Source organism: Solibacillus sp. R5-41, assembly GCF_002736105.1.
GTDB lineage: Bacteria > Bacillota > Bacilli > Bacillales_A > Planococcaceae > Solibacillus.
Genome location: NZ_CP024123.1, coordinates 62,464 through 79,804 on the forward strand (window position 1 = coordinate 62,464; position 17,341 = coordinate 79,804).

At 38.6% G+C, this 17,341-nt stretch carries 16 protein-coding genes and 2 tRNA genes; 14 read left to right on the forward strand and 4 right to left on the reverse strand.

Annotated elements, in window-relative coordinates; translation table 11 throughout:
• Nucleotide 1 precedes the first annotated feature (1 nt).
• From CSE16_RS00295 to mfd, 5 genes are all read left to right on the forward strand, one after another.
• Nucleotides 2-961, forward strand: coding sequence for a ribose-phosphate diphosphokinase (locus CSE16_RS00295; protein WP_099422046.1), 960 nt, complete (start codon nucleotides 2-4; stop codon nucleotides 959-961).
• Nucleotides 962-1,276: 315 nt separating this feature from the next.
• On the forward strand, nucleotides 1,277-2,482 hold the full coding sequence (locus tag CSE16_RS00300; RefSeq protein WP_099422047.1) for an MFS transporter: 1,206 nt from the start codon (nucleotides 1,277-1,279) through the stop codon (nucleotides 2,480-2,482).
• Between the two features lie 73 nt (nucleotides 2,483-2,555).
• The gene (gene pth, locus CSE16_RS00305; RefSeq protein ID WP_099422048.1) at nucleotides 2,556-3,119 is read left to right on the forward strand and encodes an aminoacyl-tRNA hydrolase; all 564 of its coding nucleotides are present in this window, start codon (nucleotides 2,556-2,558) and stop codon (nucleotides 3,117-3,119) included.
• A 57-nt stretch (nucleotides 3,120-3,176) separates the two neighbouring features.
• Nucleotides 3,177-3,404 carry an anti-sigma-F factor Fin family protein gene (locus CSE16_RS00310; protein ID WP_099422049.1) on the forward strand — a complete coding sequence of 76 codons (228 nt, stop codon included), beginning with the start codon at nucleotides 3,177-3,179 and terminating at the stop codon, nucleotides 3,402-3,404.
• 84 nt (nucleotides 3,405-3,488) lie between these two features.
• Nucleotides 3,489-6,998, forward strand: a complete 3,510-nt coding sequence (gene mfd / locus CSE16_RS00315; protein ID WP_099422050.1) for a transcription-repair coupling factor — start codon at nucleotides 3,489-3,491, stop codon at nucleotides 6,996-6,998.
• A 51-nt stretch (nucleotides 6,999-7,049) separates the two neighbouring features.
• Here the strand turns inward: mfd and CSE16_RS00320 are convergent, their stop codons facing one another.
• On the reverse strand, nucleotides 7,050-7,367 hold the full coding sequence (locus CSE16_RS00320) for a hypothetical protein (RefSeq protein WP_099422051.1): 318 nt from the start codon (nucleotides 7,365-7,367) through the stop codon (nucleotides 7,050-7,052).
• A 242-nt stretch (nucleotides 7,368-7,609) separates the two neighbouring features.
• On the opposite strand from CSE16_RS00320, the gene spoVT reads away from it, so the two are divergent.
• The 8 genes from spoVT (at nucleotide 7,610) to CSE16_RS00360 (ending at nucleotide 13,921) form a co-directional block, all read left to right on the forward strand.
• Nucleotides 7,610-8,146 carry a stage V sporulation protein T gene (gene spoVT, locus CSE16_RS00325; RefSeq protein ID WP_099425704.1) on the forward strand — a complete coding sequence of 179 codons (537 nt, stop codon included), beginning with the start codon at nucleotides 7,610-7,612 and terminating at the stop codon, nucleotides 8,144-8,146.
• Nucleotides 8,147-8,271: 125 nt separating this feature from the next.
• A complete protein-coding gene (locus CSE16_RS00330) occupies nucleotides 8,272-9,882 on the forward strand; it encodes a putative polysaccharide biosynthesis protein (protein ID WP_099422052.1) in 1,611 nt (536 codons plus the stop codon).
• Between the two features lie 9 nt (nucleotides 9,883-9,891).
• Entirely contained in the window at nucleotides 9,892-11,358 is a 1,467-nt protein-coding gene (mazG, locus tag CSE16_RS00335; protein WP_099422053.1) for a bifunctional methyltransferase/pyrophosphohydrolase YabN, read from the forward strand.
• A 4-nt stretch (nucleotides 11,359-11,362) separates the two neighbouring features.
• Nucleotides 11,363-11,653: an RNA-binding S4 domain-containing protein gene (locus CSE16_RS00340; RefSeq protein WP_099422054.1), complete on the forward strand. Its 291-nt coding sequence runs from the start codon at nucleotides 11,363-11,365 to the stop codon at nucleotides 11,651-11,653.
• 343 nt (nucleotides 11,654-11,996) lie between these two features.
• Complete coding sequence (gene yabP, locus CSE16_RS00345) at nucleotides 11,997-12,296, forward strand: sporulation protein YabP (protein ID WP_099422055.1); 300 nt, start codon at nucleotides 11,997-11,999, stop codon at nucleotides 12,294-12,296.
• Nucleotides 12,296-12,754 carry a spore cortex biosynthesis protein YabQ gene (gene yabQ / locus CSE16_RS00350; RefSeq protein WP_157764732.1) on the forward strand — a complete coding sequence of 153 codons (459 nt, stop codon included), beginning with the start codon at nucleotides 12,296-12,298 and terminating at the stop codon, nucleotides 12,752-12,754. Before yabP ends, yabQ begins: the two co-directional genes overlap by 1 nt.
• Nucleotides 12,755-12,800: 46 nt before the next feature.
• Nucleotides 12,801-13,232 carry an FtsB family cell division protein gene (locus CSE16_RS00355; protein ID WP_099422057.1) on the forward strand — a complete coding sequence of 144 codons (432 nt, stop codon included), beginning with the start codon at nucleotides 12,801-12,803 and terminating at the stop codon, nucleotides 13,230-13,232.
• A gap of 224 nt (nucleotides 13,233-13,456) precedes the next feature.
• Nucleotides 13,457-13,921, forward strand: a complete 465-nt coding sequence (locus CSE16_RS00360; RefSeq protein ID WP_099422058.1) for a S1 domain-containing RNA-binding protein — start codon at nucleotides 13,457-13,459, stop codon at nucleotides 13,919-13,921.
• 155 nt (nucleotides 13,922-14,076) lie between these two features.
• On the opposite strand, the gene CSE16_RS00365 is transcribed toward CSE16_RS00360, so the two are convergent.
• The 3 genes from CSE16_RS00365 to CSE16_RS00375 all read right to left on the reverse strand — a co-directional run bounded on the left by CSE16_RS00365 (nucleotide 14,077) and on the right by CSE16_RS00375 (nucleotide 14,537).
• Nucleotides 14,077-14,274: a sodium:potassium antiporter gene (locus tag CSE16_RS00365; protein ID WP_099422059.1), complete on the reverse strand. Its 198-nt coding sequence runs from the start codon at nucleotides 14,272-14,274 to the stop codon at nucleotides 14,077-14,079.
• Nucleotides 14,275-14,382: 108 nt separating this feature from the next.
• A tRNA-Glu gene (locus tag CSE16_RS00370) sits at nucleotides 14,383-14,454 on the reverse strand.
• A gap of 6 nt (nucleotides 14,455-14,460) precedes the next feature.
• Nucleotides 14,461-14,537: transfer RNA gene (locus CSE16_RS00375), tRNA-Met, on the reverse strand.
• 430 nt (nucleotides 14,538-14,967) lie between these two features.
• Here CSE16_RS00375 and CSE16_RS00380 point away from each other — a divergent pair.
• The gene (locus CSE16_RS00380; RefSeq protein ID WP_099422060.1) at nucleotides 14,968-17,325 is read left to right on the forward strand and encodes a SpoIIE family protein phosphatase; all 2,358 of its coding nucleotides are present in this window, start codon (nucleotides 14,968-14,970) and stop codon (nucleotides 17,323-17,325) included.
• Nucleotides 17,326-17,341 lie beyond the last annotated feature (16 nt).

Below are 17,341 nucleotides of genomic sequence, written 5' to 3' on the forward strand. Positions count from 1 at the left end.
CATGCCGTATCAATACGCTGACTCAAAATTAAAAATCTTCTCATTAAACTCAAACAATCCTTTAGCTAAAGAGATTGCTGATGAAATGGGCGTAGAACTAGGAAAATCATCTGTAAAACACTTCAGTGATGGAGAAGTCCAAATTAGCATTGAAGAAAGTATTCGTGGATGTGACGTATTCATCGTTCAATCTACTTCTGCTCCTGTAAATGAGCATTTAATGGAACTTTTAATTATGGTTGATGCTGTAAAACGTGCATCTGCTCGCACGGTTAACGTTGTAATGCCTTACTACGGCTATGCACGTCAAGATCGTAAAGCAAAAGCACGTGAACCAATTACTGCTAAGTTAGTAGCAAACTTATTAGAAACGGCTGGTGCAACTCGTGTAATCGTACTAGACTTACACGCACCTCAAATTCAAGGTTTCTTTGATATTTTAATTGATCATTTAGTAGCAGTTCCGTTATTAGCAGACTACTTCAGTTCAAAAGGTTTAAATTCAGAGGATGTCGTAATCGTATCTCCTGACCATGGTGGAGTTACACGTGCTCGTAAAATGGCGGAACGTTTAAAAGCACCAATCGCCATAATCGACAAACGCCGTCCAAAACCGAACGTAGCAGAAGTTATGAATATCGTTGGTAACGTCGATGGTAAAATTTGTATTTTAATTGATGATATTATTGATACGGCAGGCACAATCACAATTGGTGCAGAAGCATTAATTAAGAGCGGTGCAAAAGAAGTGTATGCTTGTTGTTCACACCCAGTGCTTTCAGGTCCTGCAATTGATCGCATCGAAAACTCTTCAATTAAAGAATTAGTCGTAACGAATACAATTCAATTAGGTGAAGAAAAATTATCACCAAAAATTAAGCAAATTTCTGTAGCGAAATTAATGGCAGAAGCTATTTCACGCGTATATGAAAATAAATCTGTAAGTACATTATTTGACTAATCGAAATTACTTCAGCCATGGTTCAACCCCGGCTGAAGCAATTTCATGCCCCGGCGGATATCACAGATTTTTTAGGGTAGTTTTTCGAGAGTGCTCGAAAAAATCTGGACAAGAGTAGAGTTAGCCGAGGTATATTTGAACGTATTTCAGTAGATAAAAACCAGTTTAGGGATTTCGCGTCCCTAAACTGGTTTTTCTGTTTTTAATTCATTTTTTAAAAGCGACAATTAGTTATTTCAAAAAAACTTCGACTTACGAAAGGAATTCAGTATAATGAGATATAATTAGTAAATATTATGAATATTCGAGGTAATCATGAGAACACATAATGAAAAAATGAGTATTTATCATGGTATGGCATCTGCTGTTGCGGCCAATATGTCGAATAGCTATATACCTATTTTTGCAATGACGATATTAGGTGCAACCAATTATCAAGTGGGATTAATTAGTTCGCTGCCTCCATTAGTTACGTTGTTTATGACGTTACCGGCTGCGATATTGTTGAACAAAGCGATTAAACAGAAAAAGCTCGTTGCATTTTCGATTTTAGCTGCCCGTTTTGTATTATTGCTCATTGCTTTTGTTAGCTATGTTCCGGAAAGTATTGCGTCATGGATATTGCTTCTGTTAATTGCCATAATGAGCATTCCAAATACGCTCGCTAATATGGGTTGGCAATCATTCATAGGCAATATTATTGAAGATCATCGAAGGGCCCATTTTTTTAGTGACCGCAATCGTTTGTTAACAATTGTGGGGCTAGTTGTCACACTGACAATTGGGATTGTGATGAAAGATGCAACGACGAGTAAAATAGCCTATCAAATTTTATTTATGCTGACATTTTTAATCGGTATTATAGAACTCTATTTTTTATTGAAGCATGACGAGCCTATTCGTGAGGTGTCGATTGAAAAGAAACGTGCAATGGATTGGTCTATATTTAAAAACAATCGATATGTGCTCTTTTTAGTCGTAGCACTTGGCTTTAATGTTGGCTGGCAAATGGCATGGGGGCTTTTTAATATTTACAACGTACGCTATGCAGAGGCGACAATTTTTTGGGTAAGTATGTTCAACGTCGGCAGCATGATTGCCCAAATTTTTTCGTTTTCATTATGGCGGAAGTGGTCTCTAAAATACGGCAATATGCGTGTCTTTGTGTGGGTAGCGTTCGGGATGTCCTCTGCGCCATTATTGACGGTTCTATCGACAAATCACTATTATTTAGTGGCGATGAATATGCTAGCGGGTTTTTTTGTAGCCGGTACGACATTAATTTTATTTAATTTATTATTAGAAAACTCGCCGTCGGAAATTCGAACATATTGTATTACTACTTATAATGTTTTGCTTGCAATCATTGCATTTGCCTCACCACAAATCGGTATATGGATACTTGAAGCTTTCTCGATGGAAACAGCTATGTATATGTCTACCGCAGTTCGTTTTCTAGCAGCTGTTGGATTTTTCTTTATGTATGCCCTCAAGCACAATAAAGAAATGCGTGTCGAGTAACACAATCGGCAGTTCTTCAGTTAGAATATATGATAAAATAGGCTACGATTAGAGAAAAAGGATGCGATTACGAATGAAACTTATTATTGGCTTAGGAAATCCAGGCAAACCGTATGAGCAGACGCGTCATAATATCGGATTTGACGTAATTGATGCGCTAGCCAAAGAATGGAATACGCCATTAAATCAATCCAAATTTAATGGCATGTATGCAACCGTGCATCGTCCTGAAGGAAAAGTCATTTTATTGAAGCCATTAACATATATGAATTTATCGGGTGAATGCGTTCGTCCGTTAATGGACTATTATGATGTTGACGTAGCAGATATTGTTGTCATTTACGATGATTTAGATTTAGAAACGGGTAAATTACGATTGCGTGGTAAAGGGAGTGCTGGTGGGCATAATGGGATTAAGTCATTAATTCAACATTTAGGCACACAGGAGTTTAACCGAATTCGTGTCGGTGTGGATCGTCCACAAGCGGGCATGAAAGTAGCGGATTATGTACTATCAAAATTTTCTAAAGAAGATCAACCCGTCGTACAAGATGCCATTGGCAAGTGCTGCGATGCGGTAGAAGTAGCCTTAACAAAACCATTTTTAGATGTGATGAATCAATTTAACGGTGCATAATTAAGGAATTGGAAGGCTATACTTTAAATAGATTAAGTATTTAAAGGGGGCTTTAAAATGGCTGTACGTTACCGTTGCAGGCATTGTGAAGTAGAGATGGGCACGCTACCTTTTGATGCAGATGAAACCATTCGCAAGCTTCATCAGTTTGAAATTGGAGAAGTCGATGATTACATTGAAAAGAATGAGCGTGGAGAAACAACTGTTCACAGTATTTGTGAGCATTGTGAAGAATCTTTACGACAATTTCCAGATTACTACGCATTGAAAAAATGGTTACAGTAAAGGAGTTGCTTTGGTCGCAGATATTGCGCCAAGGCTTTTTCCGTTTCGAATATAGTTACATTTAGATAAGAAAGGAGATTTTGTGTGGATACTTTTCATCAGTTATTTTTACAAGATAAACAGATTCATAATTTACTCCAGCAAATAAAAGATGGTTCAGCAAATGAGCAATTGATTACTGGACTAACAGGTAGTGCAAGGCCAGCACTTATTCAATCGATTTTTAAAGAAACAAAGAAATCCATTTATATCATTTCACCGAATTTATTGCAGGCACAAAAACTCGTAGATGATCTAGGCTCTTTAATCGGTGAGGAATGGATTCATTATTATCCTGCTGAGGAATTTATAGCAGCAAATATGACGACATCATCACCAGAGTTGCGAGCACAGCGTATCGCGACGATTGGTCGACTGGTGAAGGGTGAACTGGGAATTTACGTCATTCCAGTAGCAGGGATGCGAAAATTATTAAATAGGCCAATGGATTGGGTCAACAATGATTTACAAACGGCCATTGGTCAAGAACTGGACATTGAACAATGGCTTCACCAACTTGTTGAAATGGGATATACACGCAGTCAAATGGTGACAACACCCGGGGAATTTGCGATGCGTGGGGGCATAATGGACATTTATCCACCTTATTTAGAATCCCCAATCCGAATTGAACTATTTGATACAGAAGTCGATTCAATTCGTACCTTTTCTGCAGATGACCAGCGTTCTATTGAAAAGCGAGAGCACATTGAAATTTTACCAGCAACTGAAATTTTACTGGCAGCAAGTGAGCGACTGACGATTGCAGAGCGCCTAGAGTCAGCACTTGCGAATAGCTTAAAAAAGGTGAAAAAGAAGGAAACTCAAGAGCTCCTTTTACAAAGTATCGGGCAGGATATTGAATTATTACGCCAAGGACAATTACCGGACCATATTGCTAAATATGGCTCCTTATTATTTGAGCGCCCTGCTTTTTTAGGGGATTATTTCGCGAAAGATGGGCTCATTTTATTTGATGAATTGGGTCGTATTCAAGAAGTGATGGATGCATGGGAACGAGAGGAAAATGAATGGTTTTTATCCTTAATTGAAGAGGGAAAAATGCTCCATGAGGTAAAACCTTCATATTCGTTAAAGGAAGTATTGGCGATGCTAGAGCAGCCAACGCTTTATTTTGCTCTGTTTACACGTACTTTTTCAGGTATTAAATTTAAGAAAACTACGAATTTTTCATGTAAGCCGATGCAACAATTTCACGGGCAAATTGCCTTATTACAAAATGAAATTGCGCGCTGGCAGCAGGAAAATTATACGGTTCTTATTACAGTCACAAGTGATGAACGCTTAAAATCCATGCAGAAGATGCTCGATGATTATCAAATTTCTACAGCAATTGGATTTCATAAGGAACCGGGCATTTATATTATTCATGCAACGTTGGTAGCTGGTTTTGAACTACCTTTACAAAAAATTGCGGTCATTACAGAGGATGAATTGTTCAAGCAACAGCAAAAGAAAAAAGCACGTCCACAAAAAATGACGAATGCCGAGCGTATTAAATCATATACCGAAATTAAACCAGGCGACTATGTTGTCCATGTGCATCATGGTATCGGGAAGTATATTGGAATTGAAACGCTTGTCATTGATGGTATACATCAAGATTATTTACATGTGCGCTATCGTGCAGATGATAAACTATTTGTGCCCGTTGATCAAATTGATTTAATTCAGCGTTATGTTGGAGCTGAAGATAAAGAAACGAAACTTCATAAGCTAGGCGGACCGGAATGGAAAAAGACAAAGGCAAAAGTATCGTCTGCGGTACAAGATATTGCGGATGATTTAATTAAGCTTTATGCCCAGCGTGAGGCAGAAGTAGGCTTTGCCTTTGCTCCGGATACAGATGAGCAGCGTAATTTTGAGGATGCTTTTCCATATGAAGAGACAGAGGATCAGTTACGTACAATTATCGAAGTGAAACATGATATGGAACGTGAACGACCAATGGACCGACTTGTTTGTGGAGATGTTGGGTATGGTAAAACTGAAGTGGCCATTCGTGCAGCATTTAAAGCGATACTTGATGGTAAGCAAGTAGCATTCTTAGTACCGACAACCATATTAGCGCAACAACATTACGAAACGATTCATAAGCGTTTTGAGGAATTTGCGATGAATGTTGGCTTGTTAAGTCGCTTCCGTACGAAAAAGCAGCAAACAGAAACATTAAAAGGGTTACGTGAAGGAACGGTTGATATTGTAATTGGCACGCATCGTGTTTTGTCCAAGGACGTTGTGTATCAAAATTTAGGTTTACTAATTGTTGATGAAGAGCAACGTTTTGGTGTCACGCACAAGGAAAAAATTAAGCAGCTGAAAACGAATATTGATGTACTGACACTGACAGCAACGCCAATTCCACGTACACTTCATATGTCGATGGTTGGTGTGCGTGATTTATCGGTCATTGAAACGCCACCTCAAAACCGTTTCCCTGTACAAACCTATGTGATGGAGCATAGTGGGGCCCTTGTCCGCGAAGCCATTGAACGTGAAATGGCGCGCGGCGGACAAACGTTTTATTTATACAATCGGGTAGAAGATATGGCTAGACGGGTAGAGGAAATTCAAATGCTCGTACCGGATGCGCGTGTTGCTTTTGCGCATGGTCGAATGACAGAGGCACAGTTAGAGTCTGTTATTTTATCCTTTATTGACGGGGAGTATGACGTGCTTGTGACGACGACGATTATTGAAACGGGTGTCGATATTCCAAATGTAAATACATTAATTGTGCATGATGCCGATCGCATGGGATTATCACAGCTATACCAATTGCGCGGCCGTGTTGGTCGTTCAAGTCGGATTGCGTATGCCTATTTTATGTACGAGCGTGATAAAGTGTTGTCAGATGTTGCAGAGCAGCGTTTGCAGGCGGTGAAAGAATTTACGGAGCTTGGTTCGGGCTTTAAAATTGCGATGCGTGACTTATCAATACGTGGAGCAGGAAATTTACTCGGTGCCCAACAGCATGGCTTTATTGATTCGGTCGGCTTTGATTTATATTCGCAAATGCTTGAAGAAGCTGTGGAAGAACGTCGTAGTGGTGTGAAGCGTGAAGAAAAAGTTGATATTGAAATCATTCTCCAGGTCGATGCGTATATTCCAGATGCATATATTCCGGATGGATATCAAAAAATTCAAATGTATAAGAGAATAAAAGCAATGGAACGTGTGGAAGATTACTTGGAAATTATCGATGAAATGCAAGACCGTTTTGGCGATATTCCGCCTGAAACGGAGCGCTTAATGCGAATTGCTCGAATGAAGGTTTGGGCAGCTCAGGCTGATGTCTTATCCATTAAAGAAAAACAACAGGTTGCTTCAATTACATTATCTGAGCAAGGGACAGCACTGTCAGATGGTGCAAAAATTGTGGAGCAGTCGATGGAATTTGGGCAAGCAGTTGGCTTCGGAATGGAAGGCACTCAATTGATTGTAACAGTGAATTATAAAAAATGTGGAAAATATTCACCGTTGGAAGTACTTGAAAAGATGATGGAAATTATTTCGAACGCAAAAAAGGCATAAAAAATAAACGGATGAAATCAATAAAGATGTTCATCCGTTTTTTATTTGATTTTAAAGTAAAAAATGAAGTGCATTGGACACACTATAATGTACTCCATTCTTATAATTTAATTGCTGCAATAATTCTTCGCGATTTCGATGTTCTTGCCGAAGCGCTAAAAACTGTTTTTCACGCGTAGTGGATGTCGAAATTAAATCACGCTGTCCATTTGCTTTTTCTAAATAACGTTTAAAAATACCGTTTTCAAATTTATTAATAACAATTGCACGCTCTTTTAACACATTAGGATAGTAGGCTAAATGGGTACCTGCATAATATTGTTGTTGCCGGTTTGCATCGAAACGAGCGTAAGTGCTGTCTACTTTCATAAAAACGCCTCCTATTCTAATTGAGTTGAAACTGTTTGGTGATACGTGTGTTTAATTATGCTGTATAGTCCTTTTTCTTTTTGACCACCAGAAAACGCCTTGCATAAAAATCGTGTTTAGTCTCTAATTTATGTGTGGAAATTATCGTAAAGTTCATGAAGAAATTGCATATAATTCCCGAATTCAATCCATACTAGTACCATCATGCTATTGAATGATGTGAAGGTGAGGTAATGAAGACGATGAAAGCAACAGGAATAGTACGTCGTATTGATGATTTAGGTCGTGTTGTCATACCGAAAGAAATACGTAGAACGCTTCGGATTCGTGAAGGTGATCCACTTGAGATCTATACCGACCGCGAAGGAGAAGTTATTTTAAAAAAATACTCTCCAATTAACGACTTAGGTGAATTTGCGCAAGAATATGTGCAGTCACTATTTGAAATATTAGGGACACCAAGTTTTATAAGTGATCGTGATGAAATGATTGCGGTCGCGGGTGCATCTAAAAAAGAATATTTGTCGAGACGATTAACACCATTTGCCGAAGATATTATAAAAGCAAGGACGAGTGTTGTTGAAAAACTTGAAATGACGATAGAGCTAGTCGCTGGACAATATGAGCAAGTGAAGTCCTATTGTGCGGTGCCAATCATTTCAAATGGTGATCCAATTGGTGCTGTTTACTTATTATCAAAGGCGCATTTCATTGGAGAAGTGGAACAAAAAGCTGCTGAGACGGCTGCTAACTTTTTAGCAAAGCAAATGGAAAGTTAAATACGCAAAAGAACGTCCAACTCGTTGGGCGTTTTTTTGTGGATAGGAACGTATTTCTAAAAAAAGACGGACACTCTTTTCGTGTTATACTTAACTTATTGTATGTAGAAGGGGAAGGAATTAGAATGTCTTCTCAAAGTTATGGAATGAAGAATTATATGAAAGGCGCACTATTACTTACGGTGGCTGCACTCATCGTAAAAATACTTAGCGCCATTTATCGTGTACCGTATCAAAATTTAGTTGGTGACCAAGGCTTTTATGTGTACCAGCAAGTGTATCCATTTATCGCGTTTTTTGTTGTATGGACGTCAAGTGGATTTGCTGTGGCCATTTCAAAGATACTAGCGGATTTGGAGGCACAAGGAGGCACTCCAATCGAGAAACGAGCGGTGACTCGTGTTATTTTCAACTATTTACTAGTGTTATCCATTATATTTTTTTGTTTTTTATTTTTTGGTGCAGACAGTTTAGCCGCATTAATGAAAGATCCACAATTGGCGCCGCTCCTTCAAGTCGGTTCCTTTGTGACGCTATGTATGCCGATATTGGCAGTTTTAAAAGGATGTTTTCAAGCAAATAGCATGATGAAACCAGTCGCGTATGCACAGGTTTTTGAGCAAATGATTCGAGTAGCGGTTATTTTAATGGGTACGGTTATTTTACTGTCCTTTACGCAATCCGTTTATGAAGCGGGGAAAATGGCGATTTTCGGTACGGTGATCGGAGAAGTTGCAGGTATTTCATTATTGTTATTTTTTGTGAAGAGGAATCCCTCCCCGAAAGAGCATGTGAAAACAAAAATGAAGGTGTGGCCAATTATAAAAGAGGTCACAATTTATAGCATTAGCATTAGTATGAGCGGCCTTTTATTATTATGTTTCCAGTTAGTCGACTCATTCACGATTTACCCTTTATTAATTGAATCGGGTATGGGGAAAGAGCAGGCAATGGAGTTAAAGGGTATCTATGATAGAGGACAACCACTTGTCCAGCTTGGACTTGTCATTGCCTCATCACTTTCGCTCGCGATTGTTCCACTTGTAGCATTTAAAGCGAAAAAGACGAGTGGGCGCGGGGCATTGCCATTTATTCAGCTGACGTATCGCAGTTCGCTGTTATTTGGTGTAGCTGCGGCACTTGGGTTGATTGTTGTGATGCCCTATGTGAATGAGATGCTGTTTACAACGGATGCACTATCGAATGTGTTAATCATTTATGTCATGCAAATTATCCCTTTATCGATTATTTTAACGTTTACAGCGATTTTACAAGGCTATAGCAAATTAAAATTACCGGCTATTTTTCTTGTGACGAGTATTGCGGTAAAATACTTGGGGAATACCCTTTTTATAGCACAATTCGGTATTGTTGGTGCTGCTCTTGCAAGTAATATAGGGCTCTATCTTACAGCGATTGCACTCATTATTTATTTGAAAAAATGGACGAAGGCAGCGTTTGCAAAGTGGCAATTTTATTGGCATTTATTGTTGGCGAGTGTGGCGATGATTGTCGCTGTTGAAGGAACGATTTGGCTGTTGAATGAGCTTGTAGAGGGCATGTCATTCAGCCGCATAACAGCCGTTTTATATAGTTTATTACTTGTAGGAGTTGGCGCGTTTACATTTATGACCGTTGTGGGGAGACTACGTGTGCTAGCAGAAAAAGAGTGGTTTTTAATACCCCTTGGTAGACGCATGGCCGCATATCAATTATGGTTAAATCGAAAGAAGTAGGTGGCAGTTTTGAATCAATTAACAGTGATAGGTCTAGGTGCAGCAGATTTTGATCAAATGCAAATGGGCGTTTATAAAAAAATTAAAGCAGCAAAAAATTTATTTGTTCGTACAGACGATCATCCAGTGTTACAAGACTTACGTGAACAGGGGATTGACTTTACGAGCTTCGATGAAATTTATGTGAAACACGGCTCATTTGGCCCTGTTTATGAGGAAATTGCCCAGCGTTTAATTGAAGCAGTGGCACATGAGGATATTATGTATGCTGTACCAGGGCATCCCCTTGTAGCAGAGCAAACCGTGCAACATTTAATTGAGGCACATAAAAAAGGACAAATCCAGCTTGTAATTGAAGGTGGACAAAGTTTCTTAGATCCAATTTTCGGAGCGCTAAAAATTGACCCAATTGAAGGCTTTCAATTATTAGATGGTACAAGTATGTCAATGCATGATGTGAATATGCGTCAGCACATTTTAATTGCGCAAGTATACGATGCTTTTAGCGCTTCAGAAGTGAAGTTGACACTAATGGAAAAATACCGAGATGATTATCCGATAACGATTGTGACAGCAGCAGGATCCTCTCAAGAACAACTTAGAACAGTGCCATTATATGAGCTCGACCAGGCAGCAGAAATCAATAATTTAACGACTGTTTATGTACCACCTGTTCAAAATGATGAAGATGCGTTACGTGATTGGGTGACATTCCGTCAAATTATTGCCACGTTACGCGGGCCAAAGGGCTGTCCGTGGGATCAAAAGCAGACGCATGAATCATTAAAAAAGTATTTATTAGAAGAAGCGCATGAATTTTTAGCTGCGGTGGATGCTGAAGATGATTTCGCTATGGTAGAAGAACTTGGGGATGTGCTACTACAAGTATTTTTACATGCTCAAATCGGAGAAGATAATGGCTATTTCACATTAGAAGAAGTTCTAGCTTCTATTAATGAAAAGATGATTCGCCGCCATCCACATGTCTTTGGAGATGTTTCTGTGGAAGATGCAGAAGCAGTTGTGGCGAATTGGGAAGCAATCAAAAAGGCAGAAAAGGGACCTGAAGCCGACGTCCTATTATTAAAAAATGAATATCGTCCGACTTCCACTCTACAAACCTCGTATAATTATCAAAAAAAGGCAGCAACAGTTGGTTTTGATTGGCCAAATGTAGAAGATGCATGGGAGAAGTTTGCTGAGGAATGGCAAGAGTTCCGTGAAGAGATTGCTAACGGTTCACAGACAACACGTTTAGATGAATTTGGTGATGTTTTATTTACACTTGTGAATCTCGCACGTTTTTATAAAATCTCACCAGAAGAGGCGATGATTCATGCAAACGAAAAATTTGCGCGCCGTTTTAATTATGTAGAACAACGTGTCAAAGAAATTGGGAAAACTTTCGAAAGCTTTACATTAGATCAATTAGATGCCTTTTGGGATGAGGCAAAACGAATAGAAAGAGGGGAATAATTCCATGCGTTTAGATAAATTTTTAAAAGTGTCTCGTTTAATCAAGCGCCGTACATTGGCAAAAGAAGTAGCGGTACAAGGCCGTATTGCGATTAATGGAAAAATTGCAAAGGCAAGCAGTGCAGTGAAAGTTGGCGATGAACTAGCAATTCGATTTGGCCAAAAGATTGTGACGGCTCGCGTAGAAGAGTTACGTGAGATGGTAAAAAAAGAAGATGCCTTAAAGATGTTTACCATTTTAAAAGAAGAGCGATTAGAAAAAGTAGAACCTGAATTTATTGATGATGAAGAATAGTAGATGACCTGAATTGATGGTATGTATAGTACATATAATCATCGTAGAGAACATCTATTTATCTTCATTCAGCAGAAGACTCCTTCCTCTATAGGTGGCGGATTGAATGCAAGTAAGTTTCTTCTAGTGGTCGTTCCAAATCCTGAAGTAATTACGCCAAGTCGTAATTGATAAGCTTCTAAGCATGATAACGAATAAGTTGTCATGCTTTTTTTTGGTTTAAAGAGTAATCCTTTTTAAGGGAAACTTCTACTAGCGGACAAGCAATCAAATATTTTACATGAGGCATGTCTTAATAAGTACGAGCATATAGTGTAAAACAATGAGCTAAAGGAGGACTAAAATGACAATCCATCAAGAAAGCAACCGTTATACAATTTCTTCTGGCGATCACTTAGTTACTGTTCGCAATCGCAAACGAATGGATATGACATCTGTAAAGTCAATTGAACGATTTGATCAAGAAGAATTTTTTGTTAATACCTCACAAGGGCATCTATTAATTCGTGGCGAGGAGCTACGTATTGTCCATTTAGATGTAGATAAAGGCTTACTAACTTTAGAGGGTGAAGTAAAGCAATTATCATATGACGATTCCGAAAATGGACTATCAAAAAGCTTCCTCCATAAATTGTTTGGATGATGATGAGTGCGCAGCTTGTAAGCGTCCTTGTGATGTTTATAAGTGGAATCGCTGTTGGTGCAGTGATTGATTGTACACGTACAGTATTAAACGAAATACCGAGTAAAATAATGAGACGCTTCACATATTTAGTGGAATGGATAATATGGATTTCCCTCGGTATATGTACATTTTACTTTTTGTTTTTAGTAAAGGGTGGGCAATGGCGTGTCGTGGATCCACTTGCCCAAATTGCTGGTATCTTTGCTTATGAATTTATCTTTCAAAAAATAGCACGTTTTTTAGGACGGGTTATTGTAAATATACTAATTAAACCAATTTTCTTTATAGGGCATCTAATTGTTCGGATTATTCGTAGTCTCATTCGTCTTTTATTGAATGGAATTGCTCTACTAGCTAGACCATTTTATAAATTTTATAAGAAATATTTAGCGAAATCCTTTCAAAAGAAGAAATGAACTCGTATAATGAGTATAATTAATTTTATCGTGAGGGGGAGACGGAATGTTAGGGAGGAAAACAAAAGAACAATTACATAAGCAGAATGTTCAATCGTTGAACAATGACTATGTCCGCTCAAATCCACAAGCTAAAGTAAAGGCAAAAGCAAAGCAAGCAGTTTTACGTCGAAGAAGAATGGCTGTCTTTTTTGTTTTAGCTGTTGCGGTTATCGGTTTTTTAGTGAATGTGAATATGGCTCAAAACGAAAAGCTACTAGCAAAAATTGAGCAAAAAGATGTTGTAACGGAAGCGCTTAATGAGGTGACCGCCCAGCAGGAGATGCTGAATTTACAAATCATGAAGCTAGAAGATGATGAATATATTGCAAAGCTAGCCAGAAAAGAATTTTTCCTTTCTGAAGAAGGCGAATACATCTTTACAATTCCAAAAGCAACAGAAAAAAATAACGAAGAAGACTCAGACAAACAGGATTAGTTTTGACTGAAATTCGCTCGATTCATTTCAGTGAACGGATGTTATACTAGCGTAATGCCACAAAAAAAGTTGGTATTATTTCCCTTTATATAGAGTGTCTTGTTGACACTCTTTTTATGTTAGCTATAATTAGAGAAGAAACTATTCAATATAAGTTTCAGAACAATTGATAACTGACTTTTCATGTAAAGGTCGCTTAAATTTTAAGGAGGAGCATTTTTTTTATGTCAATTGAAGTAGGCAGCAAAGTACAAGGTAAGGTAACAGGGATCACAAATTTCGGCGCGTTCGTTGAGCTACCAGATGGTAAGACGGGGTTAGTTCATATTAGTGAAGTGGCGGACAACTATGTAAAAGATATCAATGAACATCTTAAAGTTGGCGATGAAGTCGAAGTAAAAGTGATGAATGTTGAAGCGGATGGGAAGATTGGTCTTTCAATTCGTAAGGCAAAACCTCAAGCAGAGCGTCCAGAACGCCCAGAACGTCCGGATCGCCCAGATCGCCCAGAGCGTTCACAACGTCCTCGCCGCGATAATAATCGTTCAAACGATCGTAATGATCGTCAACCAAAAGAAAATTTTGAGCAAAAAATGGCGCGTTTCTTAAAAGATAGTGATGAACGATTATCTACGCTAAAACGTGCAACGGAATCAAAGCGCGGTGGCCGAGGAGCTCGTAGAGGGTAATTTGCTGACTGTTTGAAACGTAGAAAAAGTGTTAAATAGACGTAGACAGGCTACTTAGTAGACTGTCTTTTTTTGGTTAACAAAGAGTGCAGTTAAAAATTTGTATAAAAAAGACATCCCCTTGCCCGCTACTTTGTACAAGAGGATGTCCTTTTTTATTTTTCATTGGGGTCTTGATTATGCTTAACAAGTAAGCGGATGAGTGTAATAAAGCAAATGATGCCTCCAATAAGTCCAAAAATAATCATCATAATTTGAAATGGAAGTGGCAAATTAGTTAGCAACACGCCACCGACGATCAACAGCATACTAATACCACAAAGGAATGCAAGATATGTAAAGTTTTGAATCATATAAAATACCTCCTTTTCACACCTCTTATTATAGAGGGTAATGCACTATGATTGCCAATTAACGATAAAAAAGAGCCACCTTTTATAAAAAGGTAGCTCTTTCCAGTATGACCCGTACGGGATTCGAACCCGTGTTACCGCCGTGAAAGGGCGGTGTCTTAACCGCTTGACCAACGGGCCGTAAAATGGTGGCGGCAGAGGGAGTCGAACCCACGACCTTTCGGGTATGAACCGAGTGCTCTAGCCAACTGAGCTACACCGCCAAAATTAACAACAAAATTAATAATACAAGGATTTATGTAAAGTGTCAACAAGTTTTTTAATTTATTTCAGTAGATGTTGGGACGTCAGCTGAACTAGTGAAACTCTGGCTAAGCACGCCGCTTCTTGACCAACATCGTGTTGGCCTAAGCCTCCAGAGGATGTAACGTAACCGGAAAGGCTATGTGACTACGGCTAACTGATCTGCATCGTGCAGACTAATTACAATGCTGATTCCGGACATAATTAACTAAGGCATAATTGATTGTAAATCAAAAAATTATTTTCTGCTTATGACGAATGAAGGCATATAAAAGCGTAAAATCACAATAAAAGCCGTCGAACGATTTATTGAACCTTATTCTATAAACAGACAAAATTCCTACTCTATCATTTGTATAATAATTGGAAAAAAGGGAAAAGGTGATTGTTATGGCAGTTGTCAATGAATATTCGGAGTATCTCCCCCTTCCTACATTTTCTACACCACCGTATACAAAAAAGACTAGAAAAATAGTAGATGTCACTTTTGTATTCATCGCTTTTTGTTTAGCACAAGCCACGTTCTTTGAGGCGGTGGTCCCATTTTTTCTACCCTTTTGGATTATTGTTCGCACACAATACAAATCATTTCAAATTTCAACATTCATAGGGGGCCTTGCGGGTACATTATTTTTAGGTGTTGGACAAGTGGTCATTTTATTACTTGAAATTTTGCTAATTGAGGGCATTATGCGTTTTAAATATACCCGTATTTCGCCTTATATAGCAGTGACACTATCGATTGGTGTAATCCAAACTGTTTGGCAAGTGGTTACGTATGCGGGAATCCCACCTTTATTAACGCAAGTGTATGTATTGTATGAATGGTTATTTGCCCTTGTAATGCTGTTATTAATGACACAATTATTTGTGCCGCTAAGTGAAATGAAAAATTACCAGTGGGCAAAGGAAAAGGTTATCGCGCTGCTCGTTGTACTTGCCGCTGTTCTAATAGGTATGCAAAGTATTACTGTCTATTATTTTTCATTGCCGATTATAGCATTCCACTTAATTCTTTGTGTTGTCGCTGCTGTTTCGACAGTTGGGACGACCGTTATTTTTGCATTGTCGATGGGTTTGCTATTAGGGGTAGGGAATTTGTCGTTTACAGGCATGATTGTTCTGTATGCATGCACAGGCTTATTTACCGCATTAATGCAAGACACAGGTCGTTTCGGAATTGCCATTTTCAGTATGATACCAAGTGTGTTTTTCTTTTTTTATGATGCGACCTTACCGGTTGATAGTGTTTATTTCCTCTCAATCTTAGTGGGAGTGATTCTTTTTATGTTGCTTCCTCAAGCGACTTTGGGAAATCTTCAACAATACTATGAGCAGCAAACATTAGGCACTGACCCGATACAGGTGAAAAGTACAAATTTGGCAAATGAACATTTAAAACAGTTTCAGCAATTTGTTTCTTTTATGAAAAGCCTTGTGTTTGAGCGCTTTACAAAGGAGCATCCAACCGCGATTCCCCAAGACTCTTATATGATTTGTTCGAGTTGCTTCCGCTACGAGCAATGCTGGGGAGCACAGCGAGAAATGGAGAACACCATTGAAAATTGGCGAATGGCAAGAAGGGGCTCAAAACCAATAGAATTAATTCGCGCGGAAGAACAATTAAAGATAAAATGCATTAAATCGGCAAAATTATTAGAGGAACTCGAAACAGCTACACATAAAGAGCACATGGAGAGGCAGTTTTATCATGGCAAGAAAATGATTGCCCTACAATTACGTGATTTAAGTCATCATTTAGAAGAATTATTAGATGATCGTCATAGTGAGGTAGGTACGGATGAAATGGATGATTATGTACAGCTATTTTTAAAGCAACATCAAGTGCAATGCATTCATATTGAGTGGATAAAAACTGAAGTGGGCGCAAGAGAATTTATTTGCTCGATTGCAGATGACCGTGATGAACATACTGTCATTCGGCAAGCGGAGCAATTATTATACGAATTATTACATGAGCCCTTACAAGGTCAACAAATTCATGTCGAGGAGAAACCACTTTTTTATCGGCAAATAAGGTTTCGCTCAGCAATTCGTTATCAATTGGAGTATGATATATATAAACATTCTAAAGGACATCAAAAAGTCTCAGGTGATTCTTATAGTGTTTTCCCGATCCATACAGGCTTAATGGCAATAATGCTGTCAGATGGGATGGGGACGAGCAATGCTGCACAGCGTGAAAGTAGTCGTTTAATTCAAATGATGCAAGAATGCTTGTCCTATAATATGGATCCTGAAACAGCTATGCATACGATGCACTATGTATTGTCGCTCAAAAATGATTCAGATATGTATGCAACAATCGACTTTGCGTTAGTTGATTTACAATTAGGTTCACTTTGGTGTTGGAAAGCGGGCGGAATGACAACGTATGTACTCCGTGGGGCTGATTTATTTAAAATTGAAAGTAAAGCGGCACCTATTGGTTTCTTACCGGACTTTTCTGTAGATACGGAAATGATTTCAGTCCTTTCAGAAGATATCATTATTATGGTTTCGGATGGCTTATTTGCAAGCCAAGAAAACTGGATTAAGCAAGAAGAGTTGTTTTTACAACTAATCCGTCAAGGTATCAAAAAGGGCGTATCGATTCAAGTGGTACTCTATGATGTAATGGCCCAGTTTAAACAACGTTACCCAACAAATGATGATTGCACGGTCATGTTATTCCAACTACACCATATTGCAGCACCGTGGTCTGTTTTCCGTCCAGCGTATAGTTAATTAAGTACAAATCAAT

Coding starts and splice junctions, on each gene's coding strand:
- CSE16_RS00295 (WP_099422046.1), top strand. CDS start 2: ATGCCGTATCAATACGCTGACTCAAAATTAAAAATCTTCTCATTAAAC.
- CSE16_RS00300 (WP_099422047.1), top strand. CDS start 1,277: ATGAGAACACATAATGAAAAAATGAGTATTTATCATGGTATGGCATCT.
- pth (WP_099422048.1), top strand. CDS start 2,556: ATGAAACTTATTATTGGCTTAGGAAATCCAGGCAAACCGTATGAGCAG.
- CSE16_RS00310 (WP_099422049.1), top strand. CDS start 3,177: ATGGCTGTACGTTACCGTTGCAGGCATTGTGAAGTAGAGATGGGCACG.
- CSE16_RS00320 (WP_099422051.1), bottom strand. CDS start 7,367: ATGAAAGTAGACAGCACTTACGCTCGTTTCGATGCAAACCGGCAACAA.
- spoVT (WP_099425704.1), top strand. CDS start 7,610: ATGAAAGCAACAGGAATAGTACGTCGTATTGATGATTTAGGTCGTGTT.
- CSE16_RS00330 (WP_099422052.1), top strand. CDS start 8,272: ATGTCTTCTCAAAGTTATGGAATGAAGAATTATATGAAAGGCGCACTA.
- CSE16_RS00340 (WP_099422054.1), top strand. CDS start 11,363: ATGCGTTTAGATAAATTTTTAAAAGTGTCTCGTTTAATCAAGCGCCGT.
- yabP (WP_099422055.1), top strand. CDS start 11,997: ATGACAATCCATCAAGAAAGCAACCGTTATACAATTTCTTCTGGCGAT.
- yabQ (WP_157764732.1), top strand. CDS start 12,296: ATGATGAGTGCGCAGCTTGTAAGCGTCCTTGTGATGTTTATAAGTGGA.
- CSE16_RS00355 (WP_099422057.1), top strand. CDS start 12,801: ATGTTAGGGAGGAAAACAAAAGAACAATTACATAAGCAGAATGTTCAA.
- CSE16_RS00360 (WP_099422058.1), top strand. CDS start 13,457: ATGTCAATTGAAGTAGGCAGCAAAGTACAAGGTAAGGTAACAGGGATC.
- CSE16_RS00365 (WP_099422059.1), bottom strand. CDS start 14,274: ATGATTCAAAACTTTACATATCTTGCATTCCTTTGTGGTATTAGTATG.
- CSE16_RS00380 (WP_099422060.1), top strand. CDS start 14,968: ATGGCAGTTGTCAATGAATATTCGGAGTATCTCCCCCTTCCTACATTT.